The sequence below is a fragment of the Methyloversatilis sp. genome, from assembly GCF_030698125.1.
GTDB lineage: Bacteria > Pseudomonadota > Gammaproteobacteria > Burkholderiales > Rhodocyclaceae > Methyloversatilis.
This window is the reverse complement of record NZ_JAUYNV010000006.1, coordinates 67153-92647: the sequence shown is the minus strand read 5'-3', so window position 1 is coordinate 92647 and position 25495 is coordinate 67153. Positions and strand designations below refer to the sequence as shown.

Annotated in this window: 22 protein-coding genes; 11 read left to right on the top strand and 11 right to left on the bottom strand. The window is 67.2% G+C overall.

The window, feature by feature from the left end:
• Nucleotides 1-44 precede the first annotated feature (44 nt).
• From Q8Q80_RS02895 to Q8Q80_RS02880, 4 genes are all read left to right on the top strand, one after another.
• Nucleotides 45-899 carry a DUF692 domain-containing protein gene (locus Q8Q80_RS02895; RefSeq protein WP_305631487.1) on the top strand — a complete coding sequence of 285 codons (855 nt, stop codon included), beginning with the start codon at nt 45-47 and terminating at the stop codon, nt 897-899.
• Nucleotides 883-1683 carry a DNA-binding domain-containing protein gene (locus Q8Q80_RS02890; protein WP_305631486.1) on the top strand — a complete coding sequence of 267 codons (801 nt, stop codon included), beginning with the start codon at nt 883-885 and terminating at the stop codon, nt 1681-1683. The genes Q8Q80_RS02895 and Q8Q80_RS02890 overlap by 17 nt, the downstream gene beginning before the upstream one ends.
• The gene (locus tag Q8Q80_RS02885; protein WP_305631485.1) at nt 1680-2138 is read left to right on the top strand and encodes a DoxX family protein; all 459 of its coding nucleotides are present in this window, start codon (nt 1680-1682) and stop codon (nt 2136-2138) included. Before Q8Q80_RS02890 ends, Q8Q80_RS02885 begins: the two co-directional genes overlap by 4 nt.
• A 128-nt stretch (nt 2139-2266) precedes the next feature.
• Nucleotides 2267-2758, top strand: a complete 492-nt coding sequence (locus Q8Q80_RS02880) for a hypothetical protein (protein WP_305631484.1) — start codon at nt 2267-2269, stop codon at nt 2756-2758.
• Between the two features lie 48 nt (nt 2759-2806).
• On the opposite strand, the gene Q8Q80_RS02875 is transcribed toward Q8Q80_RS02880, so the two are convergent.
• Nucleotides 2807-3898, bottom strand: a complete 1092-nt coding sequence (locus Q8Q80_RS02875) for a 6-carboxytetrahydropterin synthase (RefSeq protein ID WP_305631483.1) — start codon at nt 3896-3898, stop codon at nt 2807-2809.
• Nucleotides 3899-3993: 95 nt separating this feature from the next.
• On the opposite strand from Q8Q80_RS02875, the gene Q8Q80_RS02870 reads away from it, so the two are divergent.
• On the top strand, nt 3994-4380 hold the full coding sequence (locus tag Q8Q80_RS02870) for a hypothetical protein (protein ID WP_305631482.1): 387 nt from the start codon (nt 3994-3996) through the stop codon (nt 4378-4380).
• 47 nt (nt 4381-4427) lie between these two features.
• Complete coding sequence (locus tag Q8Q80_RS02865; protein WP_305631481.1) at nt 4428-5000, top strand: GNAT family N-acetyltransferase; 573 nt, start codon at nt 4428-4430, stop codon at nt 4998-5000.
• A gap of 43 nt (nt 5001-5043) precedes the next feature.
• Here the strand turns inward: Q8Q80_RS02865 and Q8Q80_RS02860 are convergent, their stop codons facing one another.
• The 4 genes from Q8Q80_RS02860 to Q8Q80_RS02845 all read right to left on the bottom strand — a co-directional run bounded on the left by Q8Q80_RS02860 (nt 5044) and on the right by Q8Q80_RS02845 (nt 10481).
• Nucleotides 5044-7047 carry a methyl-accepting chemotaxis protein gene (locus Q8Q80_RS02860; RefSeq protein WP_305631480.1) on the bottom strand — a complete coding sequence of 668 codons (2004 nt, stop codon included), beginning with the start codon at nt 7045-7047 and terminating at the stop codon, nt 5044-5046.
• A 243-nt stretch (nt 7048-7290) separates the two neighbouring features.
• Complete coding sequence (locus tag Q8Q80_RS02855) at nt 7291-7743, bottom strand: PA2169 family four-helix-bundle protein (protein WP_305631479.1); 453 nt, start codon at nt 7741-7743, stop codon at nt 7291-7293.
• A 136-nt stretch (nt 7744-7879) separates the two neighbouring features.
• Nucleotides 7880-8572, bottom strand: a complete 693-nt coding sequence (locus Q8Q80_RS02850) for a PEPxxWA-CTERM sorting domain-containing protein (protein WP_305631478.1) — start codon at nt 8570-8572, stop codon at nt 7880-7882.
• A gap of 157 nt (nt 8573-8729) precedes the next feature.
• Nucleotides 8730-10481: a pyrroloquinoline quinone-dependent dehydrogenase gene (locus Q8Q80_RS02845; protein WP_371132678.1), complete on the bottom strand. Its 1752-nt coding sequence runs from the start codon at nt 10479-10481 to the stop codon at nt 8730-8732.
• A gap of 90 nt (nt 10482-10571) precedes the next feature.
• Between Q8Q80_RS02845 and dnaE the strand changes: the two genes are divergently transcribed.
• From dnaE to Q8Q80_RS02830, 3 genes are all read left to right on the top strand, one after another.
• Entirely contained in the window at nt 10572-14096 is a 3525-nt protein-coding gene (gene dnaE, locus Q8Q80_RS02840; protein WP_305631477.1) for a DNA polymerase III subunit alpha, read from the top strand.
• Nucleotides 14089-14589 carry a WbuC family cupin fold metalloprotein gene (locus Q8Q80_RS02835; RefSeq protein WP_305631476.1) on the top strand — a complete coding sequence of 167 codons (501 nt, stop codon included), beginning with the start codon at nt 14089-14091 and terminating at the stop codon, nt 14587-14589. Before dnaE ends, Q8Q80_RS02835 begins: the two co-directional genes overlap by 8 nt.
• A gap of 147 nt (nt 14590-14736) precedes the next feature.
• Complete coding sequence (locus tag Q8Q80_RS02830) at nt 14737-15465, top strand: response regulator transcription factor (RefSeq protein ID WP_305631475.1); 729 nt, start codon at nt 14737-14739, stop codon at nt 15463-15465.
• Between the two features lie 69 nt (nt 15466-15534).
• Here the strand turns inward: Q8Q80_RS02830 and mscL are convergent, their stop codons facing one another.
• Nucleotides 15535-15966 (bottom strand): large conductance mechanosensitive channel protein MscL, encoded by a 432-nt coding sequence (gene mscL, locus Q8Q80_RS02825; protein ID WP_305631474.1) that lies wholly within the window; start codon nt 15964-15966, stop codon nt 15535-15537.
• Nucleotides 15967-16195: 229 nt separating this feature from the next.
• On the opposite strand from mscL, the gene Q8Q80_RS02820 reads away from it, so the two are divergent.
• Entirely contained in the window at nt 16196-18421 is a 2226-nt protein-coding gene (locus Q8Q80_RS02820) for an AsmA family protein (RefSeq protein ID WP_305631473.1), read from the top strand.
• Nucleotides 18422-18624: 203 nt separating this feature from the next.
• Here Q8Q80_RS02820 and Q8Q80_RS02815 read toward each other — a convergent pair whose 3' ends face one another.
• A complete protein-coding gene (locus Q8Q80_RS02815) occupies nt 18625-19044 on the bottom strand; it encodes a heme-binding protein (RefSeq protein WP_305631472.1) in 420 nt (139 codons plus the stop codon).
• Nucleotides 19045-19363: 319 nt separating this feature from the next.
• Between Q8Q80_RS02815 and Q8Q80_RS02810 the strand changes: the two genes are divergently transcribed.
• Nucleotides 19364-20185: a formate/nitrite transporter family protein gene (locus tag Q8Q80_RS02810; RefSeq protein WP_069038819.1), complete on the top strand. Its 822-nt coding sequence runs from the start codon at nt 19364-19366 to the stop codon at nt 20183-20185.
• Nucleotides 20186-20258: 73 nt separating this feature from the next.
• Here Q8Q80_RS02810 and Q8Q80_RS02805 read toward each other — a convergent pair whose 3' ends face one another.
• Genes Q8Q80_RS02805 through rsmB form a run of 4 tightly spaced genes read right to left on the bottom strand, consistent with a single transcriptional unit; the run spans nt 20259 to nt 25467 of the window.
• Nucleotides 20259-21506 carry a sigma-54 dependent transcriptional regulator gene (locus Q8Q80_RS02805; protein ID WP_305631471.1) on the bottom strand — a complete coding sequence of 416 codons (1248 nt, stop codon included), beginning with the start codon at nt 21504-21506 and terminating at the stop codon, nt 20259-20261.
• A 13-nt stretch (nt 21507-21519) separates the two neighbouring features.
• Nucleotides 21520-23622, bottom strand: coding sequence for an ATP-binding protein (locus Q8Q80_RS02800; protein WP_305631470.1), 2103 nt, complete (start codon nt 23620-23622; stop codon nt 21520-21522).
• On the bottom strand, nt 23619-24212 hold the full coding sequence (locus tag Q8Q80_RS02795) for a DUF4390 domain-containing protein (protein WP_305631469.1): 594 nt from the start codon (nt 24210-24212) through the stop codon (nt 23619-23621). Before Q8Q80_RS02795 ends, Q8Q80_RS02800 begins: the two co-directional genes overlap by 4 nt.
• Nucleotides 24205-25467, bottom strand: coding sequence for a 16S rRNA (cytosine(967)-C(5))-methyltransferase RsmB (gene rsmB, locus Q8Q80_RS02790; RefSeq protein WP_371132685.1), 1263 nt, complete (start codon nt 25465-25467; stop codon nt 24205-24207). Before rsmB ends, Q8Q80_RS02795 begins: the two co-directional genes overlap by 8 nt.
• Nucleotides 25468-25495: the final 28 nt, after the last annotated feature.

Genomic DNA, 25495 nt, shown 5'->3' with positions numbered 1-25495 from the left:
CCGGGGATGCGGCCGGACGGCTGCATCCCTGTCCCGAGATTCCCATGATCCTGCATCCTGTATCGCCGACCGGCATCGGTCTGCGCCAGCCGCACTACGCCCGCGTACTGGAAGAACGACCGCGCATCGGCTTTGTCGAGGTGCACAGCGAAAACTTCTTTCATGACGGTGGCGCCGCATTGCGCACGCTGGAACGCGCCCGCGAATGCTATCCGGTCAGCCTGCACGGCGTCGGGCTGGCGCTGGCGTCGGTCGATGCGCGCAGCCAGGCGCATGTCGAACGGCTGGCAAAGCTGGTCGAGCGCATCGAACCTGCGTTCGTGTCCGAGCACCTGTGCTGGGGCGCGGTTGATGGCATCCACTTCAACGATCTGCTGCCCTTTCCCTACACCGGCGAGGCACTGGCGCTGGTCGCGGCGCGCGTGAATGCGTTGCAGGACCGCCTGCGCCGCCCGGTCCTGATCGAAAACCTGTCGGCCTACGTGCAGTTTCGCGACGCGCAGATGACCGAAGCACAGTTTCTGGCCGATCTGGTCTGCCTGACCGGTTGCGGACTGTTGCTGGACCTGAACAACCTGTACGTGAATGCGCGCAACTTCGGCAGCGACCCGATGGACGCGCTCGAACAGCTGCCGATGCACGCGGTGCGGGAAATCCATCTGGCCGGTCACGCGGTGACCGAGTACGGCCTGATCGATACCCACGGCAGCGCGGTGTGCGACGACGTGTGGGCGCTGCTCACCGCCGTGCGCCGGCGTGGTGTCGGCGCACCGGCGCTGATCGAGTGGGATACCGATCTGCCGGAACTCGACATCCTGCTGGCCGAGGCGGCCCGTGCCGATCGCATCGGAGCCGACGCCGGCACGTCGGATGGAGACCGCCATGTCTGCGCTGCTTGACGCCCAGCGCCGCTTCGCGGGCGCCTTGCGCAGCGCGCAGGGCGAACCGGCCATGCTGCCGCTGCTCACCGGCGACGCCGAACGCAACCGCGGCCTGCTCGGTGTCTATCGCGGCAATGCGGTAGCGAACGCCAATGCCGCACTGACGCTGGCCTACCCGGTGTGCCGGCAGATCACCGGCGACGACTACTTCGACGCGCTGGTGCGCCGCTACTGGGCGCTGACGCCATCGACCGACGGCGACCTCAATCGTTACGGCGACCACTTCGCCGACTTTCTCGACGGCTTCGAGCCGGTGCGCGCGCTGCCCTACCTGCCCGACGTAGCCCGCCTCGAATGGTTGGTGCATGTCGCGACGACGGCGGCCGATACCGCGCCGCTTGGCGGCGAGGCCTTTGCCGGCCTCGACCCCGATGCGCTGGCCACGGCGCGCCTGCACATGACGCCCGGCTTCGCGCTGCTCGGCAGTGCATGGCCGATTGCCGACATCTGGCTGCAGCATCAGCCGGACGCCGCCGCCGGGTCGGGCGACGCCTTCGACATCGATCTTGAACAGGCCCAGTACGCCGTCGTGTGGCGTGACGGGCTGCGCGTGCGGGTGGCGTCGCTGTCCGTCGGCGCCCACGCATTCTGGGCCGCCATCGCGCTGGTGGGTGCCAGCTTCGGCGACGCCTGGGCCGGCGCCACCACGCACGAACAGGATTTCAACCTCGCAGCCGCCATCGAACAGGCCATTGCATGCGGCTGGCTGCACCACATCGAAACCAGGGGAAACGAACAATGAACGCTGTAACCCGCGCATACGACCTCGGCGCGCCGCTCGCGCGCCTCGCCGATCAGGTGCAGCCGCTGCTGCTGCTGGCCCTGCGCCTGTATATCGCCTGGGTGTTCATGAAAGCCGGTCTGACCAAGATCGAGGACTGGGACACCACGCTTTTCCTGTTCACCGAAGAGTACAAGGTGCCGCTGCTGCCGCCCGCCATCGCAGCCTTCATGGGTACCGTCGGCGAAATCGTGCTGCCGCCGCTGCTCGCCATCGGTCTGGCCGGACGCTTTGCCGCGCTGGGCCTGTTCATCGTGAATGTGATGGCCGTCGTGTCCTACCCTGCGCTGTGGGAATTCGAGTGCCCGGCGGCCGTCGAGGCGCACCTGTGGTGGGGCGTCGGGTTGCTGGCGCTGGTCGCATTCGGGCCCGGCGCGCTGTCTGTCGATCGGCTGCTGGGCCGCCGCCGCGACTGATTCGACGCGGATGCCGGGCGGGCCGGTGCGCGTCTGCGCTGAAACATGGTGCAACACAGCAAAAGCGCTGCCCGGGAACGCCCGGCCGTTTGTGTTGCCCAACCGGTATTCGTTATCGGGCTCTCGTTTTGACATCTTCCTTCCGCTGCATCCTGTTGTGCGTGGCCTGTCTTGCCAGTGGCGTCGCCTCGGCCGATACCACCGCACCGTCACACCGCATCGGCCTGCAGATCGGACCTTATGTCCACCACTGGGACCGCGATCCGGACCACAACACCACCCCGGCCCTGTTCGGTCTCGAGTACCAGTCGCCGACGCGCTGGAATGCCGGTGCAGCCTGGTTCCGCAACTCCTATGAGCAGGCCAGCCAGTATTACTACGCGGGCCGCAGCTGGCCGATCGACGCGGTCAGCCCGAACCTGTACGTGAAGGTGACCGCTGGCGCGCTGCTCGGCTATACCGGCGAGTACGAAGACAAGATTCCATTCAACCGCAAGGGCGTGGCGTTTGCGGTCATTCCGGCGCTGGGCTACCAGTACGACCGCTACAACGCCCAGGTCGCGCTGCTCGGCACGGCCGGTTTCATGGTGACCTTCGGCATCGATCTGGGGCGCTGGTGAGTCCTTGGCGCACAACGACAGACCGAAGATTCTATCGGCCGCAGTCCATCACACCGGCAATGTCGGCTCACTGTTGCCGCGTTGCAGGATGACGCCGCAGCCGCGGGTTTCATACAGGTCGAGCCGGTCGAGTGACGGGATCAGCGGTGTCGCCAGCGTCATGATGCGGCGCGCCAGGCTCGCGCTGTCGGCGTCGCTGCCCGCCACCTCCATCAATTCATGCAGCGGCGCGTGGTCCAGCCGGTCGAACAGCGGCGCGAACTGCGCCTTCACGTCGCCGAAATCGACCGTCCAGCCCATGACCGGATCGAGCGGCGCAGCCAAGTGCAGGCGCAGCGTGAAGGTGTGGCCGTGAATGCGCCGGCGCGGGTCGCCGTCGGGTGCGCGCTTCAGCCGCACCGCACTGTCGAGCGTGAATTCCTTCCACACACGGTGCTGCCGGCCGTCGAATTGCGCGCCGCAACTGGCGGTTTCGTACACGGTGACCCAGCTCAGGCCGGGCAGCCCGGGCTTCAACTGCTGCCAGATCCAGCCCGCGATGTTTTCGCTGGTCGGATTGTCGAGCCCGGCGATGTCGTTCAGGCAGGCCAGATGCAGTTGCTCGTGCAGCGGCGCCCACAGGGCATCGATCCGTTCCGGGTCGACCGCTGCATCGGGCGCCGCCTTCGCGTGCAGCAGCACTTCGAAGCCGTGGCCGTGCATGCGGCCGCACTTGTGGCCGGGTGCCACGCGCGGCAGCTGGTGCGCCGACTGGAACACGTAGCGGCGCCACACGTGGGCGTCGCCGTGCCCGTCCAGCTGCACGCCGGCGTGGCGGGTGCTGCGCACATCGACCGCTTGCACGCCGGGCAGGTTGAGTTGCCCGTGCAGCCAGCGCGCGAGATTTTCGTCGCCGGGCCGGGTGACGGTGTCGTTCAGCAGCCGGTAGTCGAGCGGCGCGAGCACCGTGCGCAGGCGAGCCGCCAGCGCATCGACCTCGCCGCCGGCCACACCGCCCCAGCCCTCGGGCAGCGCGGCGCGCACGCTGCCGGTGAAGCTGTGGCCGTGCAGCGCGTGCGCGCGGTGGGTGGTCGGCAGGTGTTCGAGGTGGCGCGCGGCTTCGAAGTCCGCAGCGGCAACATGGAGCAGCATGTCTTTCATGATCGGGGTCGGGTCACACGGTTGCGGCAGCGCCGCAGTGTGCCTGAGTGCGCAGTACTATCAGTATCGATCGAATTGCAGAAGGAGCACACCTCATGTCCATCAGTCTGCTGGGCGCGGTGAAGGCCGTGCCCTGGGGCGAAGTCATTGCGGCGGCCCCGAGCGTGGTGCAAGGCGCCAATGCGTTGTGGGATCGCGTCGCGAAAAAGCGGCCGAAGGGCGAGCCGGCGGACGCACCGGCGACTGCACCGGCCGGCGCGCCGGCCGAGGTGCGGCTGGCCGCCGTCGAACGCGTGGTGACCGAACTGCAGAAGGAGGCGCTCGCCTCGTCGCAGCTGATCCGCTCGCTGGCGGAACAGAATGTGCAGCTGGTACGCGAGATCGAAGTGCTGCGCCTGCGCTCGCGCGTCATGCTCGTCGCTGCAGTGGTATTCAGCGTGGCGCTGGCGGCCAGCCTGTATTTCGCGCTGGCGGCTCGCTGAATCCGGCGCGGCCGGTCGGGACTTGCCACCCGTCACCGGACTGCATGATGACGCCCCCCGACATCCTGACGCCGCGCCTGCGGCTGCGCGCCATGGATGCCGATTTCCTCGCTGCGTCCGCCGACGGGTGCGACATCGACGAACTGTCCGCGCTGATCAGTCTGAAGGTGGCCCCCGCGTGGCTGCCTGAATCCGATCTGGCCGCCCTGCGTCTGCATGACATCACGACCGACCCGGCCAGCCTTCCCTGGTCGGTACGCGCGCTGGCACGGCGCGACAGCGGCGAAATGATCGGCCACGCCGGCTTTCATTCCCGCCCGGCGCCCGACTACCTGGCGCCGTACGCCGCCGATGCGGTCGAAGTCGGCTACACGATCTACCCGCGCCACCGCCGGCAGGGGCTGGCGCGCGAGACGCTGGTCGCGCTGATCCGCTGGGCGCACGTCGAACAGGGGGTGCCGCGCTTCGTCGCGTCGGTCAGCCCCGACAATATCGCCTCGTGCGCGCTGCTCGCCAGCGCGGGTTTCCGGCGCATCGCATCGTTCATCGACGAGATCGACGGTCTCGAGTACGTGCTGCTGCTTGACGCGCCGGACGTGCCGCGCCTGCTCGGAACGTGAACAAGCCGGCCCGCCGGGGGCCGGTGCGGGGCCGTTTGTGCGCCTACAGCTTGAAGCGCCCCACCAGTTCGCCAAGATGATCGGATGCACGCCCGATCTGCGACAGCGTGGCCGAAGTGCGCTGTATCGCCTGGTCGGTGTTCTGCACCACTTCGGAAGCCTGCTCCGCCGACTGCGCCAGCGCCGTGGTGGCAGCCGACTGTTCCTGCGTCGCTTCGGCGATTTCGCGCACCCGTTCAGCGGCGCGCTGCATGCCGGCCTCGATGCCGCCGATCTCCTCGGCCACGCGGGCAGCGCGTTCGACGCCCGATTCGACCGCTTCGCGCGTGCTGTTCATGCTCTGCACCGCGCGGTCGGTTTCGCCGTGCATGGCGGCAATCATGTCGCGGATTTCGGTGGTCGCGTTGCTGGTGCGCTCGGCCAGCTTGCGCACCTCGTCGGCCACCACCGCGAAGCCGCGGCCCTGTTCGCCGGCGCGGGCGGCTTCGATGGCGGCATTGAGCGCCAGCAGATTGGTCTGGTCGGCGATTTCGCGGATCACCTGCACGATGCCGTTGATCTGCACTGACCGCTCGGCCAGACCGGTCAGCGAGCCGGCCAGCGTTTCCATGCTGCCGGCGATGTCGCGCATGTGCGTCTGCATGCCGCGTACCGCCTCGCCGCTGCGTTGTGACGCGGTGTGCGTGTCGAGCATGACGCCATTGGCTTCAGTCGCGTGGCTGGCGATGTGGCCGATCGACACGGTGATTTCCTCTATCGTTGCCGCGTTGTCGCCGGTGGTGCCGGCCAGCGAGCGCGAGCTGTCGGCGATGTGACGGGTGGCGTCCGATGCGTCGCGGATGCCGCTGACCAGTGTGTGGCTCTGGTCGCGCACCTCGATGAACATGCGCTGCAGGCTGCCGAGGAAGGCATTGACCGAGGTGGCGACGCGGCCCAGCTCGTCACGACTGCCGGTTTCCGGCAGGCGGCGCGTCAGGTCGCCTTCGCCGCCGGCCAGCGCCTGCATCGCGTTGGCCAGGGTTTCCAGCGGCCGGGTCATCGCGCCGAGCAACACGAACAGCACGCCGGCGGTCAGCAGCACGCTGCCGACACCCATCGCGATGGCGGTGTTGCGCAGCGAATCCGCCGAGGCGGTGATCACGCCTTCCGGCACCGACACCACGCTGCCCCACCAGGCGTCGCTGTCGCTCAGCGACACGCGCTGCAGGAAGTGAAGCACGCCGGCGGCGTCACGCCACTGCAGGCTGCGACCTTCGCGCAGCGCAGCCAGCGCATCGGCCGGCAGATCGGCGGCCGGCTTGCCGATGCGGGCGGTGTCGGCATGCGCGACCACGAGCCCGGACGGTGCGTACAGCGCAACCGTGCCGATGTCGAAAGGCTTGATGCGGCCAAGATCGTCGGCCAGCTGGTCGAGTGCCATGTCGACGCCCGCAATGCCGGCAAAGCGGCCATTGACAGCCAGCGGCTTGACCAGCGAGGTGATGAGCATCTTCCTGCCGCCGACGACATACTCGTACGGTTCGGCGAGATAGGCGCGGCCGGTCTGCTTCGGCTGCTGGTAATAATCGCCGGCGCCCGGCTTGTCGTAATCGATCAGCGCCTCGACCGACAGTTTGTCTCCGCTGCGGCTCCAGTAGGGCACGAAGCGGCCACTGGCGTCATGACCGACGGCACCGGCAAAGTCGGCGTCGCGCGCATCGAAGGCATTGGCTTCCCAGCCGGTATAGACGCCCAGCAGCGCGGGCCTGCCTTCCAGCGTGCGACGCAGCACACGGCTGATGGCGTCGCGATCCGGCGTGCCCTTTGCGTGCAGGCCTTCGAGCGACAGTGCCAGCGTGGACGACACCGCCATCGCTTCGTCCAGATTGGCGCCGACGTCATGCGCGACCGAGGCGGCCACGCTGTCGGCGCGCGCCAGCCCCTGCTCCAGCACGGCCTGATGGCTGCGCCAGGCAAGTACCCCAAGCGTGACCGAGAAGCAGAGCAGGACGGTGATGACGGTGGATGCCAGCAGCTTGGTGCGCAGATTAAGAGCGTGCAGATCCATGATTGATCTCGGTTCGGGTGACAAGGCGTTGACGACGATCAAGAAAGTTTCTTTAGGGGAACAATTTGTGAACGCAGTGCATTAATCCCGCCCGATGAGAGAAGGCACGCGAGCCCGGCTGTTTGTTGCCTCGCACCGTCCGCGCGGCACGCGCCGCGTTTGCTCCGCACGTAAAAAAGCCGGCCCGTGAGGGCCGGCTTCCTTTACCGGGCGGTCATCAAACCACCGTCCTCATGCAACCGATCAGGCCGCCGCGCGGTATTGGTCACGCAGCGCACGGATCTGGTCATGGTTGCGCTGCGCGCCGATCAGCTGGCGCTGCACCAGATTGCGCAGTTCGGGCGGCAGCGGCGCTTCGAGCGCCTTGCGGTAGCGGGCCAGCGCGCGGTCCTCGCCGCGTTCGGCTTCTTCCAGCATCGCCACATCGTCCTTGCCAGGCAGCGCGCCGCGCACGCTCACCCAGCCGCGATGCAGTGCGCCGACCACGGTGCCCGAGGTATCCGCATCGCCGCCGGCGCGCACCACCTCGGTCTGCAGTTCCTGTGCCGCGGTCAGGCATTCCTGCGCCCGCTGCCTGAACATCGCCTGCAGCTTCACCGAGTCCGCCTGATCGGCGCAGGTGTTGAATCCGTACTCGCCATCCTTGCAGGTTTCGATCAGGCCGTTCAGCACTTCAATCGTTTCGCTCTGGTTCATGATGTCTCCTTGGGATGAATGACAGGCATGTGCGCTGTCGAGACTTCATCCTAGGGAAACGCGGCCCGCCCGGCTGCGGGCGATCACGAAGCCCGCTGTAGGGGATGACCGACCCGCCGGTTGCATCCTGTTGCAGTCAGGCACGCGCGCGACGTGCCGCAGCGCCGACCAGCGCGAGGCCCAGCCCCAGCATGGCCCAGGTGGTCGGCTCGGGTACCGGCGTGATGTTCACGACGTCGAAGGCGCTGCTGCGGATGATGCTGCTCTTCGGAATGATGTTCACGTCCGGATCGGCGTTGCTGAAGTTCAGCACCAGACTCAGGAAGTTGAAGTCGTCGATGTCGAGCGCACCGGGCAGGGTCTGCTCGTCGGCCAGCAAGGCTGCACCCCGAAAGTCGAAGCTGATCGATTCGAGCACGAAGGCGGTGGCGCTGATCGAGGGATTGAACACCGCAAAGGGCGCGATGCTGCCGCCGTTGAAGCTGCCCCAGCCGCCGGTCAGGAAATCGCCGTCGATCTGCTGCCAGCGTCCGTTCTGCGCCTGGATCGTGAAGCTGCCCAGATTGACGTCGACGATGTCGATGAACAGATCGTCGAGCGCGCCGCTCCAGGTCGGCGTGCTGCCCGAGGGCGCTACGGTGGCGTCGATGCGGAAACTCATGTTGAACCGGGCGCCCGCGCCGGCCGAAAACGGGCCCGGATTGGTACCGCTGTTCTGTGTCTGCACGTCGACCAGGATGTCGGCGGCCAGCAGCGGTGCCGACGTGAAGCCCAGACCGGCCGCGAGCAGCAGCGCGCGGGACATCGATGAAAAGGCAGGCAGTGTCATGAAAGCATCCTCCGGATCGTGGGCCGGTGACGCACCGGCAGAAAAGACCTTACTGGAGCCCTAGCAAACATCGCGCCGCCTGCCGCAAAGCGCCGTACGCCGTGGGGCTCATGCCGGCCGCCTGCGATATGTAAGATTCTTCGACGCCCGGATGCGCTCAGTCCGGCAGCCCGAACACGATGACGGCGTCACCCTGACGGTAGCCCCAGATGGCGCTGCCACCGGCCGCCACCGCCACATACGGATTGCCGTCGAGGGTGAAGGCAATCGGCGGTGCATTCACGCCAGCGCCGGTCTGGAAGCGCCACAGGCGCTTGCCGCTGACGCTGTCGAACGCGGACAGGTGGCCGTTGCCTTCGCCCGTGAACACCACGCCGGATTTCAGCGCAAGCACGCCGCCCACCAGCGGCTCATCGGTTTTCGCCGTCCATTTGATCTTGCCGCGCTGCCTGAGGTCGATCGCAGCGAGCACGCCCCAGTTCGCCTCGTCCGACGGTTCCATGCTGTCGTAGCGCTGCGCCGGCTTGCCCGCCGTGGCGGCTGTTTCCTTGATCCAGTAGCGCATCGGCATGTGCATCGCGGCGACGAAAGCCAGGCCGCGACCGGCATCGACGGCGGCCGGCGACCAGTTCACGCCGCCGGCAACGCCCGGCGTGATGCGCGTGCCTTCCTTGCTGGCACCGGCGAACAGGTTGTCCTGCAGCACGAAGGGCTCGGACTTGTACAGCAGCGCGCCGCTGGCGCGGTCATGTACGTAGAACCAGCCCAGCTTCGACGCCTGACCGACCGCCGGCACCATGCGGCCATCCGGTTCGCGGTGGTCAAACAGCACCGCCGGGCTGGCCACGTCGTAGCCCCACTTGTCGTGCGGAATCTGCTGGAAGTGCCAGGCGTAGGCGCCGGTCTTCGCATCGACGGCAACCAGCGACGCGGTATACAGATTGTCGCCCGGGCGCGTGGTGTCGTTGATCTGCGGGCTGGGGTTGCCGGTGCCGAAATAGAGCAGGCCGCTTTTCGCGTCATACGCCGGCGCGTTCCACACCGAGCCGCCGCCGTACTCCCAGGCGTCCTTGTGCAGCGCAGCGCTGGCACGCTCGCCGGCGATGTCGCGGTTCAGCGGCAGGCCGTCGGCGGTTTTCTCGACGAAATCGCCTTCCCAGCCGCCCTCCTGCGGCTTGCGCACGGTGTCGAACTGCCACACGCGCCGGCCGGTCTTCGCGTCGAACGCTGCCAGGAAGCCGATGCCGCCATATTTGCCCGCCATGCCGACGACCGACGCGAGCTGGCCGGCACGTCCCGGCACGTCCAGATGCAGTCCGTAACCCACGCCGTTGATGCCGACGATCACCTTGCCGTCGATGACCAGCGGTGCGGCGGCCGCGCCGACGCCCGACCCGCCGCCGACTTCGCCCTTGATGCCTTCGCTGCTTTCGGTCGTCGCGTTGTCCGGCCGCGCCAGTTCGATGTCCCAGTGCGGCTTGCCGCTGGCGGCGTCGAGTGCAACCAGGCGCGCGTCCACGGTGGCGACGAACACGCGGCCGTCGTCGAACGCCACGCCCCGATTCGCCGGGCCGCAGCACACCTTGTCGGTACGCTTCTTGTGCGTGTAGCGCCACAGTTCGACACCGGACCGCGCGTCGAGCGCCACCACATGCGAACCGGGCAGCGACACATACATCCTTCCGCCGACGACCAGCGGCGTGGCCTGGAAGGTCTGCGCGATGCCGCTCTGGTAGATCCACTTCGGTACCAGCTTCTGCACGGTCTTCGGCGTCAGGCCCGGGACGTCGGCAAGGCGCGTATTGGCGTGATCGAGGCCGAAGGTGGGCCATTCCCGGTCTTTCGGCGGGGCGGCGAAAGTCAGCCCGGCGTGCAGCGCGAGCACCATTGCAAGGGTGGGGCGGATCATGGTGAGGAACCGGTTCGTCGAAGGCCCCGATGATAGGGCCACTGACGATAGCCCGATGCCGCACCTGCGGTCCGACGTAAAATCGGCCACATGAACGACATCAGCCCCGCAGCAACATCAGCCTCGCCAACCGGCAGCACCGCTTTCGTCCATCTTCGCGTACACAGCGAATTTTCGATTGTCGACGGCATCGTCACGCTGGACGCGGCCGTCAAGGCGGCCGCGCAGGACCGCATGCCGGCGCTGGCGATTTCCGATCTGACCAATGTGTTCGGCCTGGTGAAGTTCTACAAGGCCGCTCGCAGCAAGGGCGTGAAGCCGATTGCGGCGGTGGATGTCTTCATCACCAATGAAGCCGAACGCGACAAGCCGTACCGACTGCTGCTGCTGGCGCGCAACCGCGAGGGCTACGGCACGCTGTGCCGCCTGCTGACCCGCGCCTATCTGGAAAACAAGCACCGTGGCCGGGCCGAAATCCGGCGCGAGTGGTTCGAGGCGGCCGACACCGGCTCAGCCGGCCTGATCGCGCTGTCCGGCGCGATGCAGGGAGACGTCGGGCTGGCGCTGCTGGCCGGCAACATGGAATCGGCGCGCCGGCTGGCGGCCGACTGGTCGCGCCTGTTCAACGGCGATTACTGCATCGAGCTGCAGCGCGCCGGCCATCCGAACACCGAGGTGTATGTGGCCGATGCGTGCGCGCTGGCCATCGAAACCGGCATTCCGGTGGTGGCCACACACCCGGTGCAGTTCATGGCGCCGGACGATTACAAGGCGCACGAGGCGCGCGTGTGCATCGCCCAGGGCTATGTGCTGACCGACAAGCGCCGGCCGCGCGATTTCACCGAACAGCAGTACTTCAAGACCTCGGCCGAAATGGCCGAACTGTTCGCCGACATCCCCGAAGCGCTGGACAACACGGTCGAGATCGCGCGCCGCTGCAATCTCACGCTGACGCTGGGCAAGAACTATCTGCCACAGTTTCCGACGCCACCGGGCATGACGATCGACGATTTCATGATCGCCGAGGCGAAGGCCGGTCTGGAAACACGGCTGGCGCTGCTGTTTCCGGACGAAGCGGTGCGTGCGGCGAGACGCGACGAATACGAGGCGCGGCTCAGGTTCGAGTGCGACACCATCATCCAGATGGGCTTCCCCGGCTACTTCCTGATCGTGGCCGACTTCATCAACTGGGCCAAGAAGAACGGCGTGCCGGTCGGGCCGGGTCGCGGCTCGGGGGCCGGCTCGCTGGTCGCCTACTCGCTGGGCATCACCGATCTCGATCCGCTGGCCTATGCACTGCTGTTCGAACGCTTCCTGAATCCGGAACGGGTGTCGATGCCCGACTTCGACGTCGACTTCTGCCAGGACAAGCGCTGGATGGTGATCGAGTATGTGCGCCAGAAGTACGGTGCCGACGCAGTGAGCCAGATCGCCACCTACGGCACGATGGCGTCGCGTGCGGTCATCCGCGACGTCGGCCGCGTGCTCGACATGGGCTACAACTTCTGCGACCAGCTGTCGAAGCTGATTCCGGTGGTGCAGAACAAGCCGCTGTCGCTGGCCGAGGCGCGCGAACAGGCGCCGCAGCTGGCCGAGCGGGAGCAGAACGAGGAGGAAGTGCGCGAACTGCTGCGCCTGGCCGAGCCGCTGGAGGGGCTGGCGCGCAATGTCGGCATGCACGCCGGCGGCGTGCTGATCGCGCCCGGCAAGCTGACCGATTTCTGTCCGCTGTACCAGCAGGACGGCGACGACGCGGCGCCGGTCAGCCAGTTCGACAAGGACGACGTCGAAGCCATCGGTCTGGTGAAGTTCGACTTTCTGGGCCTGCGCAACCTCACCATCATCGAACTGGCCGTCGACTACATCGAGCGCATGACCGGCGAGCGACCGGATCTGCTGAGCCTGCCCTTTACCGATCCGGCCGCCTACCAGGTGCTGAAGGAAGCCAACACCACGGCCATCTTCCAACTGGAATCGGAAGGCATGAAGAAGCTGCTGTCCAAACTCGCCCCGGACCGTTTCGAGGACATCATCGCCGTGCTCGCGCTGTACCGCCCGGGGCCGCTCGGCTCCGGCATGGTCGATGACTTCATCCTGCGCAAGAAGGGTCAGCAGGCGATCGACTACTTCCATCCCGATCTCGAAGGCTGCCTGTCGCCGACCTATGGCGTCATCGTGTATCAGGAACAGGTGATGCAGATTTCGCAGATCATCGGCGGCTACACGCTTGGCGGTGCGGACATGCTGCGCCGCGCCATGGGCAAGAAGAAGCCGGAGGAAATGGCCAAGCACCGCGAAACCATCGCCGCCGGTGCCGCCACCAAGGGTTATGACCCGGCGCTGGCCGAACAGCTGTTCGACCTGATGACGAAGTTTGCGGAATACGGCTTCAACAAGTCGCACACCGCCGCCTATGCCGTCGTCACCTATCACACGGCCTGGCTGAAGGCGCACCACTGCGCGGCCTTCATGGCGGCGTCGCTGTCGTCCGACATGGACAACACCGACACCGTGAACATTTTCTTCCTCGACGCGAAGAAAAACCGGCTGACCGTGCTGCCGCCCGACATCAACCGCTCCGAATACCGCTTCGTGCCGGTGTCGCGCAGCGAAATCCGCTATGGCCTGGGTGCGGTGAAGGGCACCGGCGAACAGGCGGTCACGGCCATCATCGAAGCGCGCACCGGCGGCGGGCCGTTCAAGGACCTGTTCGACTTCTGCCTGCGCGTCGACCGCCGCACGGTAAACCGCCGCACGATCGAGGCGCTGATCCGCGCCGGCGCCTTCGACGCGACCCGCGAGGGCGCCGACCCGGACCGCAACATCCTGATGTCCAGCGTTGCACTCGCCATGGAAGCGGCCGAACAGGCGGCCGCCAACGCGCATCAGGGCGGCCTGTTCGACGACGCACCGACGGGGGTCGGCACACGCGCCCCCGAGTACGTGAGTTGCAAGCCGTGGAATGAACGCGAAAAGCTGCAGAACGAAAAGCAGGCGCTGGGCTTCTATCTGTCCGGTCACCCGTTCAACAGCTATGCGCAAGAGTTTTCGCGCTTTGCGCGGCGCAAGCTGGCACAGCTCGAATCGTCGCGCGATCCGACCGTGGTAGCGGGGTTGGTCGTCAGTTCGCGTGTGCAGATGACGCGCCGCGGCAAGATGGCTTTCGTCGTGCTCGACGACGGCACGGCGCAGGTCGAGGTGTCGGTGTTCAATGAGCTTTTCGACGCTTCGCGCAACAAGCTGCGCGAGGACGAAGTGCTGGTGATCGAAGGCCGCGCGCAGTTCGACGACTACTCCAATTCGATGCGCGTGGTTGCCGAAAGCCTGCTGACCGCCGGCGAGGCGCGCGCCCGCTTCGCCCGCCGGCTCGAACTCCGGGTCAATGGCGAAGTGGCCGGCGCAGGCGGTGCGCGCGCGGCCTGCGCACGCCTGCGCAGCCTGCTCGAACCGTTCCGCGCCGAAGGCGGCTGCCGGGTGCGGCTGCACTACAGCAGCGGCCAGGCCATCGCACCCCTCGATTTTGGCGACCAGTGGCGCGTGCGGCTGGACGACGCCTTGTTCGACGGGCTGCGTGACTGGCTGCCGCCTGAATCGGTCGGCGTCACCTATGCCTGAGCATTCGTCGCGCACCCGCCTGATCGACCTGGCCGCGCTCGACGCACTCACTGCCCGGGCGCAGGCCAGCCCGCGCCGGCGCATGAACGACAACCTGCATCCGCATGACGGCCATCCGGCGCACCGCCTGCTCAATGCCGTCGAGCCGGACAGTTACGTCCAGCCGCATCGCCACCTGGATCCGGCTAAGGATGAAACCATCCTGTGTCTGCGCGGCCGTTTCGGCTGCATCCTGTTCGACGCCGCGGGCGCCGTGCAGTCTGTGCACCGGCTGGGTGCGGGCGACGCCTGCGGCATCGATATCGGCCATGGCCAGTATCACAGCCTGGTTTCGCTTGAATCGGGCTCGGTCATGTTCGAAGCCAAGTCGGGACCCTATCGGCCACTCGATATCGACGAGCTCGCACCGTGGGCGCCCGCGCCCGGCGACCCCTCAGCGATGCGCTATCTGCGGTGGATGATTGCGCACTTCGACGCCGCGAAGGGCTGCTGACCCCGCTGTGGCATACTCGAATGCTCATTGAGCGGTATCCGGTCACGCTTTGCGCGGCATTTATCATGCATTCCGGCCCTTCAGTCCGCGATGCGCCTGCCGTCAACCCAGTGTGACCCGCTCATTTCTACGGATACAGATCCCGCCGTGCAGACTGCCCGAATAGCTTTGCTGGAAGACGACCCGGTCCAGGTTGAAATACTGGGCACCTGGCTGCGTGCCGCAGGCCACGACGTGCATGTGTTCATGCGTTCCCGTGACCTGATGCGCGAAGCGGTGCGTGAAAGTTACGACCTGCTGCTGATCGACTGGGAATTGCCCGACCTGCCGGGTGCCGATGTGCTGCGCTGGCTGCGCAACGAGCGCCAGCTGCAGACACCGGTCATTTTCGTGACGGCGCGGCAGGACGAGAACGACATCGTCACCGCGCTGGCAGCGGGCGCCGACGACTACATCGTCAAGCCGGCGCGACGCCTGGAACTGCTGACCCGGATCGAAGCCGTGCTGCGCCGCAGCCGCCCGCCGGCAGACCAGCCGGTGGTCGAAGCCGAGCCCTACCATTTCGATCTGAATTCGCACACGGCTCGCCTGCACAACGAGGTGGTCGACCTGACCGAACGCGAGTTCGAACTGGCCGTATTCCTGTTCCGCAACGTCGGTCGCCTGGTGTCGCGCGGCCACCTGCTGGAATCGTTGTGGGGCCGCAAGGGCGATGTGCCGACACGCACCGTCGATACCCACATGTCGCGCGTGCGCTCCAAGCTCGCCCTGCGTCCGGAGAATGGTTATCGACTGGCGTCGACCTACAACTATGGTTACCGGCTGGAGCGGGTGTCGAGCGATACCCGTCCGACCGAGGGCGAAGCGGTCGACTGAGCTGCACCGCTCGCGGACCGACAACAAAAAAGGAGCCATCGGCTCCTTTTTTGTTGTGTGCGGTGCGGACTACTTCGACAGCGAGTCGCGGATCTGGCGCAGCAGCACGACCTCTTCGGGCGGCTCCGCCGGTGCCGCCGCCGGTGCGGCCGCCTCTTCACGCTTGAGCCGGTTGATCTGCTTCACCATGATGAAGATGATGAAGGCAAGAATGAGGAAGTTCAGCGCGATCGTCAGGAAGCTGCCCCAGGCGAACACCGGTACGCCCGCCTTCTTCAGGTCGGCCAGCGTTTCCGGCACACCGGGCGGAATGTCCTTGAGCACGATGAAGAACTGGCTGAAATCCAGGCCACCGAATATCGCACCCACGATGGGCATGATCAGGTCGGCGACGATCGAGTCAACGATCTTGCCGAAGGCTGCGCCGATGATGACGCCCACCGCGAGGTCGACGACATTGCCCTTCATGGCGAACGCCTTGAATTCCGAAACGAAGCTCATGCTGATCTCCTTGTTGATATGGGTGCCATTCGCGCGCAGGCGGCGCGCGCGAACCGGTGACTTCCGGCGGCGAGGAAGATAGCACACGGCCGGCGTGCCGCCGGTCCGGGCTGCCTTCCGCCATCTCTGATACGCTCGCCAGCCACCGTGCCGCATGCGTCAGCCGGATCGAGCACCGTCCGGCAACGCGGCACGTGTCATCAGCCGGTCTGTTTCGTATGGAGAAGGCATGAAGATACTCAAGCTTGCCGCTTTCGCGCTCGGCGGCGTCGCTGCGCTGCTCGCTGCGGCCGTGCTGTACGTGGCGATCACCTTCGATGCCGTCCGCGTGAAGGAAGAACTCAGGCGGGTCGTGCTCGAACAGAAGCAGCGCACGCTGGACATCGAAGGCGATGTCGACCTGTCCTTCTACCCGAACCTCGGCCTCAAGCTGGGCCGCACCGCGTTGTCCGAACACAATTCGACCGAGCGTTTTGCGGCCATCGACGGTGCGCGCGTATCCGTCGCCGTGCTGCCGCTGCTGTCGGGGTCGCTGGTGGTCGATGAAATCCGGGTCGAGGGGGCGAGCGTCACGCTGATCCGGTACAAGGACGGCTCGTTCAACTTCGAAGACCTGCTCTCGGCCGAGAAGGACGAGAGCTCGCCGGTCCGCTTCGATATCGCGGGGCTGAAGCTGTCGCGTTCGGCGCTCGCTTTCCGCGACGAGGGCAGCGGTGCGGCGCACACGCTGGACGACATCGAACTGTCGGTCGGCAAGCTGTCGAATGCAGCGCGCGGCAGGCTCGACATGGCGGCGCGCTGGTCGTCGGCGCAGCCGACGGCCGACGCGCGCATCGTGCTGGCCGCCGGCTACGACTATGACCTGCCGGCGCAGCGCTTCGCGCTTGAAGCGCTGAGCGCGACGATGGACGGCACGCTGTTCGACCTGACGGATCTGCGTGCCGCGCTGACCTCGGATCGGCTCGAAGCCGGCGCCGATGGCCGCATCGACATCCGGAAGCTGGCGCTTGACCTGTCCGCCACGCGGGCCGGCGAAGCGCTGTCGGCGAAACTGGCCGCGCCTGCGCTGCAACTCGATGCCGGCGGCGCCCGCAGCGACGAAATCGGCCTGACTGCGAAGATCGATTCGAGCGCCCGCATGGCGGACATCAAGTTGCAGCTCAAGGGCATCGAAGGCAACGCGCAGGCGATCCGGGTCGACGGACTGACGCTGGCGCTGGACGCCCGTCTGGACACCGCCACCGTCAAGGCCGCCCTCGCCTCGCCTCTGAACATTCAACTGGACGGGCCGTCCGGCGAGCTGTCGGCGCTGGACGGCTCGATCGACATCGCATACCCCTCGTTGCCGATGAAAAGCGTCAAGCTTCCGGTCAAGGGCTCTGCGCGCGCAGACCTCAAGGCGCAGACCGCAGCGCTTGATCTCGACACGCAGCTCGACGACAGCCACATCCTGCTCAAGCTCGCCGCGACCCGTCTGCAACCGCTGGCGCTGACCTTCGATGTCGACATCGACCAGCTCGATCTCGATCGTTATCGCCCGCCCGCAGCGGCCGGACCCGCCGCCGGCAACCCGGACGACACCCCGGTCGACCTGTCCGCGCTGCGCGGCATCAATGCCAGCGGCAGCGTGCGCATCGGTGCGCTGCAACTGGCCGGCGTGAAAATGACAAAGATGACGCTGAACGTGAAGGCGGCGAACGGCAAGCTGGAGGTGTCGCCCTACTCGGCCGCGCTGTATCAGGGCGCTGCCAGCGGAGCGCTCAGCCTGAATGCCGATGGCAACCGCATCGCGCTCAAGCAGACGCTGTCGGATGTCGACGTGCATCCGCTGATCCGCGACGCCGCCGGCAAGGACCTGCTCGAAGGGCGCGGCACGGTCATGCTGGATGTCGCGACGGCGGGTACGACGGTCGGTGCCCTGAAACGTGCGCTCGGTGGCAGTGCCTCGCTGAAGCTGCGCGACGGCGCCATCCGCGGCATCAATCTGGCAAAAAGCCTGCGCGAAGCGAAGGCGAAACTGGGCGGCGGCGCCACCGTTCAGCAGGCCAGTGCCACCGAAAAGACCGACTTTTCAGCGCTCAGCGCCAGCTTCCGCATCGACGACGGCATCGCCCGCAATTCGGATCTGACGGCCAGTTCGCCCTTTCTGCGGCTGGCCGGCGCCGGGACCGTCAATCTGCCGGACGAAAGTGTGGATTACCTCGCGCGCGTGACGCTGGCCGCGACCAGCAAGGGACAGGACGGCCGCGCGGCAGACGAGCTCAGGGGCGTGACGGTGCCGGTGCGCCTGTACGGACCATTCGCCAGCCTCGACTACAAGATCGAGTTCGGCGATCTGGTGAAGGGCGCCGCCAGAAAGGCGGTCGAACAACAGAGCCAGAAACTGCAGGAAAAAGCCCGTGACAAGGTGCAGGAACAGGTCGGCGACAAGCTGAAAGGGCTGTTCGGCCGCTGAGCTGCGGCCAGTGCTGGCGGCGAGCAGGCGGCGGCGAGCAGTGCTCGCCTGAACCCCCGCTCCGCCCTCGCCGCGATGCGCACTGCGCACGGTGATGGTCACCGCACTGATCGCGACGGGGACGTCGCTCCCACGGCCCTGCGTTTACGGCATGGCGTAAATCTGGGGCGCCGCTCCGGCAAGGTCCGCACCCACAGGGCTCGTCAGATCGGCAGTTCCCAGCTTGCGCCGATGGCCGAGATACCGGTGCGGGCGACGATGGCATCCTCGCTGGACTTCACGCCCGATACGCCGACTCCGCCGACGCATTCGCCGTCCACGATGATCATTTCGCCGCCTTCCAGCGGCAGCACCGGCATGCGCAATGCGGCCAGACGACCGCTATTGACCACGTCCTCGATCGCCTTGCTCGGCTTGCGCGCCAGTGCGCAGGTGCGGGCCTTCTCGGGTGCGATCTGGGTGCTCATCGGCGGCGCACCGTCAAGGCGCTGCAGCCACATCAGGTTGCCGCCGTCGTCGACGATGGCGATGGTGACGGGCCAGTTGCGTTTCAGGGCTTCGGCTTCCGCCGCGGCCGCAATCTGCCGCGCGTCGTCGAGCGTCAGGGTGAGGCGGGTTCTCATGGTCGTACTCCGTCAATGTCAAGAGAGGGCGTTGAACCCGAAAGCCGGTGCTGCTCCGCAGCGCTGCGGAGAAGGCCGGTCAGGGGTTTTCGTGCGACGCTTGGCCGTGACGGGTGGTCCGGCGGGTGCGCGGGCCGGCGGGCGGATTGCTCACCGGCACTGTGCGTCTGGCTGACTTCTGTGGTGCATGTTCCACGCGGCGAGCGAACTGGTGGGCTGCCGCGGGGCCGGCTATCTACCGGCGTCACGGACAGCATCCTACACTGTCGGCCTGCCCGCGCGAGACGGGTTCCGCACACAAAACCGACAAGGAGCAGGCATGGCCAGCAATCTGGGGATCGATCTCTACTCGCCGAAGGAGATTGCCGAGAAGGTCGAGAACATCGGCATCGTCAAAGCCAACCTGCCGGTACGCACGATGTTCATGCTCGGTGTGCTGGCCGGCGCCTTCATCGGCTTCGGTGCGCTGTATTTCACGCTGGTGGCCAGCGATGCCTCGCTCGGTTTTGCGCTGACCCGTGTGCTCGGCGGGCTGGCCTTCTCGCTCGGCCTCATCCTGGTTGCCGTGGCCGGCGCCGAGTTGTTCACCGGCAACAATTTCCTGGTCATGGCCTGGGCCGAAGGGCGCATCCCGTTCAGCCTGCTGGCGCGCAACTGGGCCATTGTCTATGTGGCGAATGCGGTCGGCGCGCTGGGCATGGTGGCACTGGTGTTCCTGTCGCATCACGGCGACATGAACGGTGGCGCGGTGGCCGAAACCTATGTGAAGGTGGCGGCGGCCAAAACGGCGACGCCTTTCCTGGTCGTGTTCGTGAAGGGCATCCTGTGCAACGCCCTGGTCTGCCTCGCGGTCTGGCTGGCGACCGCCGGGCGCAGCGTGACCGACAAGGTGCTGGCCATCGTGTTTCCGGTGTCGGCCTTCGTCGCCGCCGGCTTCGAACACTGCATCGCCAACATGTATTTCATTCCGATGGGCATGCTGCTGCACGCCAACGGCGTGCTGCCGGCAGGCGTCGATCTGTCCGGCCTGACCGCGGCCGGGCTGGCCGGCAATCTGGTCGCGGCGACGCTGGGCAACATCGTCGGCGGCAGCATCCTGGTCGCCGGGGTGTATTACCTGACGTTCCGCCAGCGCGCCTGACGGCGCCCGGGCCGATTCTGCCCGGGCTTCCGGTTCGGTCCTGCGGCTCACGCGTGCCGTTCAGCCCCGTATTTCACTCCTGATGCTCGGTGCGCCGGCCGACCGGCAGCCCGAGCTGTTTGAGCTTGCGGTACAGGTGGGTGCGCTCCAGCCCGGAGCGCTCGGCCAGCCGGGTCATGTTGCCGCCTTCGCGTTCCATGTGGTGTTCGAAGTACAGCCGCTCGAACGCCTCGCGCGCATCGCGCAACGGCTGGTTCAGGCCGGGCAGTGCCGCGTTGCCGGCCGGGCGCAGCAGCGCGCGCAGCGCGCTCGCGTCCAGATCGTCGTCGAGGGTGGCCAGCGCGGCCGAGCGCAGCGCCGACACCAGTTCTGCGTAACCGCCCGGCCACGGGTGCTGGCGCAGCAACGGGCGGGCCGACTCGGCCAGCGCGCGCACCGGAATTTCGCCCGCGTCCGCCATGTGTTTGAGCACGTCGTCGGCCAGATCGCCGATTTCGTCGCGCAGCTCGGCCAGCGTCGGCAGCGGCAGCACGACGTCGAACAGCCGCGACAGCACGGCATCGTCCCAGCCAGCCGCCTGCAGCTCCGCCGGCTGCTGGGCACAGCTGGCGATCAGTTTCGCGTCGAGCCGCTCCAGCCGGTCGACCGCGAAGGCGAGGTTCTTCTGCTGCATGCGCGACAGCGTGCCGATGTCGCCCGCGTGGATCACGCCGCCGCGCGCCGCGTCGAGCTGTTCCTGCGTGATGGCGCCCGGGATGCCGGCCAGTTCGATCCAGCGCCGTCCCGGCACCGCCAGCGTGCGCGCGGCCAGTTCGGCGAAGCTCGACGGCCCGCAGCGCAGCATGATGATGCGCGAGCGGCTGGCCATCTGTTCCAGCCGGCGGCGCAGGTCGCGCAGCGGACCACCGCGCGTGATGCCGGCCAGCGAAGGTGCGGCCGGGCGCTGTTCGGCCGGCGCACTGCGGATCAGCGCGCGCTTCACGCTGGACAGCAGCTTGGCCAGTGCGATCGGCTTTTCGAGGAAGTCGAGCGCGCCGATGCGTGTCGCCTCGACCGCCGAATCGATGGTGCCGTGACCGGACATCATGATGACCGGCATCGTCAGCTGCCCGCCCGAGGCCCATTCCTTCAACAGCGTGATGCCGTCGGTGTCGGGCATCCAGATGTCCAGCAGCACCAGATCGGGTCGTGCGGCGAGCCGCGCACTGCGTGCGGCAGCCGCATTCTCTGCCAGTGTCACGTCGTGCCCTTCGTCCCGCAGGATTTCGGACAGCAACTCCCGGATGCCCATCTCGTCGTCGACCACCAGTATGCGAGCCATGTTTTCCTGACTTTCAGGCTGCCAGCGGCAGCGCAATGCGGATTTCAGCGCCTTGCGGCGCGATGTTTTCGATTTCGATCCGACCATCGTGCTCATCCACGATCTTCTTCACGATGGCCAGCCCCAGGCCTGTGCCACGTGCTTTCGACGTGACATAGGGTTCGAACGCGCGCGCCAGCACCTGGGCCGGAAAGCCGTGGCCGTTGTCGCGCACCGACAGTTCGACGCGATTGCCGCGGCGACGCGTATGTACGCTGATCTGCGGGGCGCCGGCATCGGCCGAGGCGTCCTGCGCATTTTGCAGCAGGTTGTGGATGACCTGTCGCAGCTGGCCGGCGTCGCCGCTGATGTGCGGCAGATCGTTTGCCAGCTGCCGTTCGATGCGCGGCGTCGAGTTTTCGTACAGGCCGAGCACTTCGTCCACCAGCCGGTTCAGGTCAAGCGACGTCAGCACCGGCTGCGGCAGGCGCGCATAGTCGCGGAAGGAATTGACCATGTTCTTCATTGCCTCGACCTGATCGACGATGGTCGAAGTCGCGCGCGCCAGCAGGCGCTGGCCGTCCTCGTCGAGCTTGTCGGACAGCTTGAACTGCAGCCGCTCGGCCGACAGCTGGATCGGCGTCAGCGGATTCTTGATCTCGTGCGCCAGCCGGCGCGCCACCTCGCCCCATGCGGCGCTGCGTTGCGCCGCGATCAGCTGCGTGATGTTGTCGAACACCACGACGAAACCGCCGCCGCCGGCCTGCGGCAGCTGCGAGCCGCGCAGCAGCAGCGTCTTGCCCGGGCCGACCGGATCGGCGATATCGATCTGCCGGCTCCATGACTCCTGCCCCTCGTCGATGGCCGCCAGGATGGTGTCGCGCAACTCCGGATGGCGCGGCCACTGAGCCAGCGCAATGTCTTCCCAGCCTTCGAGCCGGTCATCCAGGATGGCCAGCGCGCCCTGGTTGGCGGCGCGCAGCCGGGTGGACGGGCTGAACGCCAGCACACCGGTCGACAGGTTGCCGAGCACGCCTTCGAGGTAGGTGCGTGCCGCCTCGGTTTCGCTGCGGCTGCGCTCGGCCTGCGCGCGCGCATCGTTGAGCTGTTCGGTCATGCGGCGGAAGGACTGGGTCAGCGTGCCCAGTTCGTCGCGCGTGGCGAGCGCCGGAATCGGGCTGAAGTCGCCCTGCATCACGGCATCGGTACCGCGCGCCAGGATGGACAGCGGCGCCGACATGCGCCGGCTGATCACGAAAGCCACGGCCAGCGCCGACAGCAGCGCAAGCAACAGTGCCAGCGTCAGCGTCAGCGCGAAAATCCGCTTGAGCCCGGCGCGCGCCAGCGACAGTTCCTGATAGTCGCGATAGGCGCTCTGCACCGCTTCCGCGTTCAGCGCGAGCGAGGCCGGCAGCGGCTGGAGCAACTGCAGCACCGGGGCGTCGGATGCCAGCGTTGCGCCGCCGATGAATACCAGCGCACGCACGGTCAGGCCGTCATTGCTGTCGGTGTCCACCGTGGTCAGGCCCATGCCCTGGCGCGCCCGCCGCAGCTGCGACGGCGACGGCAATGCCGGCACGAGCTGGGTGGCCGCCGAGCTGGTCGTGACCACCTGCCCCTGCGGCGAAATCAGCGTTGCACTGGCCACACCGGCCTGTTCGCGCAGCACGTCGAGCCGTGCGCTGCGTTTGAGCGGCGGTGTGTCGGACAGGTCGCGCGCCATCGTGCGGGCCTTTTCAAGCAGGTCGGCTGACAGGTAGTCGAGTGTGTTGCGCCCGAGGATGAGGCCGCCTTCGAGTGCCTGTTCGATGCGCACGTTGAACCACGAATCGACGGAACGCGACACGAAATTCACCGACAGCACGTAGATCAGCGCGCCCGGCGCCACCGCCAGTGCGGCAAACGCCGCGAACAGGCGCAGCTTCAGGCGCGAGCCGAACACGGCGGCGCGGTGTTCGCGCAGCAGGTGCGCCACCAGCCACGTCACCAGACCGAGCAGACCGAGCGCCACGGCAACATTCAGGCCGAGCAGCAACGGGTAGCTGCGCGCAAACAGCGCGGTGTTTTCGCTGGCCAGCGACAGCAGCAGCAGCAGCACGCCACTGAGCGCGGCGCTGGCGAAGATGAAGTTCCTCATCGCGGCACCGCCTGCTGCGCGGTGAAGCCCCAGCGCTGCCATTCGGATTCAAGCGTCCAGTCACGGTTGCTCATCGCGCTGAGCTGGAACGGTTTGGGCAGTTGCGTCACATCGAGCCGCAGGCGCAATGCGGCGACGTAGTTGCCGCCGGGCTTCAGGCGTGCCGAGTCGATCACCGGCCAGCTGCGCAGTCGGCCGATCAGCTTGAGCGCTTCGTCGAGCGTGTCGAAGCCCTGGTGCAGCGCGCCGGTGGATACCCGGTACTGCTGGGTCAGTGCGTGATAGCTCAGGCGATAGGTCAACGCGCGCTCGACCACCTCTTCATCGAGCCAGTACCAGCGTGGCCGGCTGATTTCGAATTCGAGCACGAAGTACAGTGCCACGCCGCGCATGACCGCTTCGGCCAGTCGCGGCGACAGCGTGACGCCGATGTCGGTGGACAGCTGATAGCCCTCGTCGCCGTGATCGAGCCGCACGTCGCGCATTTCAACGTCCGCCGCGACGTGGCCGGGCATCGCCAGGCAGACCGCCAGCAGGCAGGCCACGACGACGCGCCAGACGCCCGGCCAGAGCGGCGGGCGTTCAGACACCGGGGGTTTTCTGCAGCAGGGCGTAGTAGAACCCGTCATGCTCGGCGTCCGGCAGCAGTTGCAGATCGAATGCGCCGCATGGGCTCAGGCGTTGGCAGTCGGCATGGCGGGTCACGAAGGCAGCGACCTGCTTGTGGTTTTCCGCGCGGAAGACCGAACAGGTGGCGTAAAGCAATTTACCACCGGGCGCCAGCACGCGCCAAAGGCTGTCCAGGATGGCGCGCTGCTGCCTGGCGAAACGGGCAATGTCGTCCGGCCGGCGCAACCACTTCGCGTCCGGATGCCGCCGCACGACACCGGACGCGCTGCACGGCACGTCAGCCAGGATGCGCTCGAACGGACGGCCGTCCCACCACGCGTCGACCGCCGCGGCGTCGCCGATCTGCACCTGGCCGGTCAGCCCCAGCCGCGCGAAGTTTTCGCTGATGCGCTGCGCGCGCGGCGCGCTGTGGTCGAGTGCCAGCAGTTCGATGTCGGCGCATTCCAGCAGATGCGATGCCTTGCCGCCGGGCGCTGCGCAGGCATCGAGCACGCGCTGCCCGGCACGCACGTCGAGCAGCCCGGCGGCGCGCTGGGCACCGAGATCCTGCACCGACATCAAGCCTTCGGCGAAGCCCGGCAGGCGGGCGACCGGGCAGGGCTTTTCAAGCAGCAGGCCCGTGTCGCCGTGCCGGGTGGTCGCGATGTCTTCGGCCGCCAGGCGGGCCTGTACCTCATCCACGGAGGCGCGCCGGCGATTGACGCGCAGCGCCATCGGCGGATGGTTGTTGCCCTGCTGCGCGATGTCCTGCCAGTGATTCGGGTGATCGCGGCGCAGCCGGTCAAGCCACCAGCGCGGGTGCTGCAGGCGCGCTGCATCGTCACCGGATGCGGCGGCGTCGAGTTCGGCGCCGCGCCGCTGCGCGCTGCGCAGCACCGCATTCATCAGCCCGCCGTAGCGGTCACCACCGAGCGTGCGCGCCGCGTCGACCGCCTGGCTGACCGTGGTGTGCGCACTGTCGGGTCGCGCCTCGAGACGGCACAGCGCGACCAGCAGCAATGCACGCCGGTCGAGCTCGCGCAACGGCTTGGGCACCAGCACGGCGAGCCGGGCCTCGATGGCGGCGTGCGCGCGCAGACACTGGTAGGCCAGGTCGCGCACGGCGGCGGTATTGGTCGACAGTGCGTCGGGCGTGCGGCTGAACGCGTCGTCCAGCGCATCACCCTTGAGCACGGCAGCCACGGCGTGGGCTGCGCCAAGCAGGGCTGCAGCCAGTGAATCGGCGGCGACCGGCTGGCCGGCG

Excerpts from the sequence above, each read along its gene's own strand:
- Q8Q80_RS02895 (WP_305631487.1), top strand. The coding sequence starts at position 45 with ATGATCCTGCATCCTGTATCGCCGACCGGCATCGGTCTGCGCCAGCCG.
- Q8Q80_RS02890 (WP_305631486.1), top strand. The coding sequence starts at position 883 with ATGTCTGCGCTGCTTGACGCCCAGCGCCGCTTCGCGGGCGCCTTGCGC.
- Q8Q80_RS02885 (WP_305631485.1), top strand. The coding sequence starts at position 1,680 with ATGAACGCTGTAACCCGCGCATACGACCTCGGCGCGCCGCTCGCGCGC.
- Q8Q80_RS02875 (WP_305631483.1), bottom strand. The coding sequence starts at position 3,898 with ATGAAAGACATGCTGCTCCATGTTGCCGCTGCGGACTTCGAAGCCGCG.
- Q8Q80_RS02870 (WP_305631482.1), top strand. The coding sequence starts at position 3,994 with ATGTCCATCAGTCTGCTGGGCGCGGTGAAGGCCGTGCCCTGGGGCGAA.
- Q8Q80_RS02865 (WP_305631481.1), top strand. The coding sequence starts at position 4,428 with ATGACGCCCCCCGACATCCTGACGCCGCGCCTGCGGCTGCGCGCCATG.
- Q8Q80_RS02860 (WP_305631480.1), bottom strand. The coding sequence starts at position 7,047 with ATGGATCTGCACGCTCTTAATCTGCGCACCAAGCTGCTGGCATCCACC.
- Q8Q80_RS02855 (WP_305631479.1), bottom strand. The coding sequence starts at position 7,743 with ATGAACCAGAGCGAAACGATTGAAGTGCTGAACGGCCTGATCGAAACC.
- Q8Q80_RS02850 (WP_305631478.1), bottom strand. The coding sequence starts at position 8,572 with ATGACACTGCCTGCCTTTTCATCGATGTCCCGCGCGCTGCTGCTCGCG.
- Q8Q80_RS02845 (WP_371132678.1), bottom strand. The coding sequence starts at position 10,481 with ATGATCCGCCCCACCCTTGCAATGGTGCTCGCGCTGCACGCCGGGCTG.
- dnaE (WP_305631477.1), top strand. The coding sequence starts at position 10,572 with ATGAACGACATCAGCCCCGCAGCAACATCAGCCTCGCCAACCGGCAGC.
- Q8Q80_RS02835 (WP_305631476.1), top strand. The coding sequence starts at position 14,089 with ATGCCTGAGCATTCGTCGCGCACCCGCCTGATCGACCTGGCCGCGCTC.
- mscL (WP_305631474.1), bottom strand. The coding sequence starts at position 15,966 with ATGAGCTTCGTTTCGGAATTCAAGGCGTTCGCCATGAAGGGCAATGTC.
- Q8Q80_RS02820 (WP_305631473.1), top strand. The coding sequence starts at position 16,196 with ATGAAGATACTCAAGCTTGCCGCTTTCGCGCTCGGCGGCGTCGCTGCG.
- Q8Q80_RS02815 (WP_305631472.1), bottom strand. The coding sequence starts at position 19,044 with ATGAGAACCCGCCTCACCCTGACGCTCGACGACGCGCGGCAGATTGCG.
- Q8Q80_RS02810 (WP_069038819.1), top strand. The coding sequence starts at position 19,364 with ATGGCCAGCAATCTGGGGATCGATCTCTACTCGCCGAAGGAGATTGCC.
- Q8Q80_RS02805 (WP_305631471.1), bottom strand. The coding sequence starts at position 21,506 with ATGGCTCGCATACTGGTGGTCGACGACGAGATGGGCATCCGGGAGTTG.
- Q8Q80_RS02800 (WP_305631470.1), bottom strand. The coding sequence starts at position 23,622 with ATGAGGAACTTCATCTTCGCCAGCGCCGCGCTCAGTGGCGTGCTGCTG.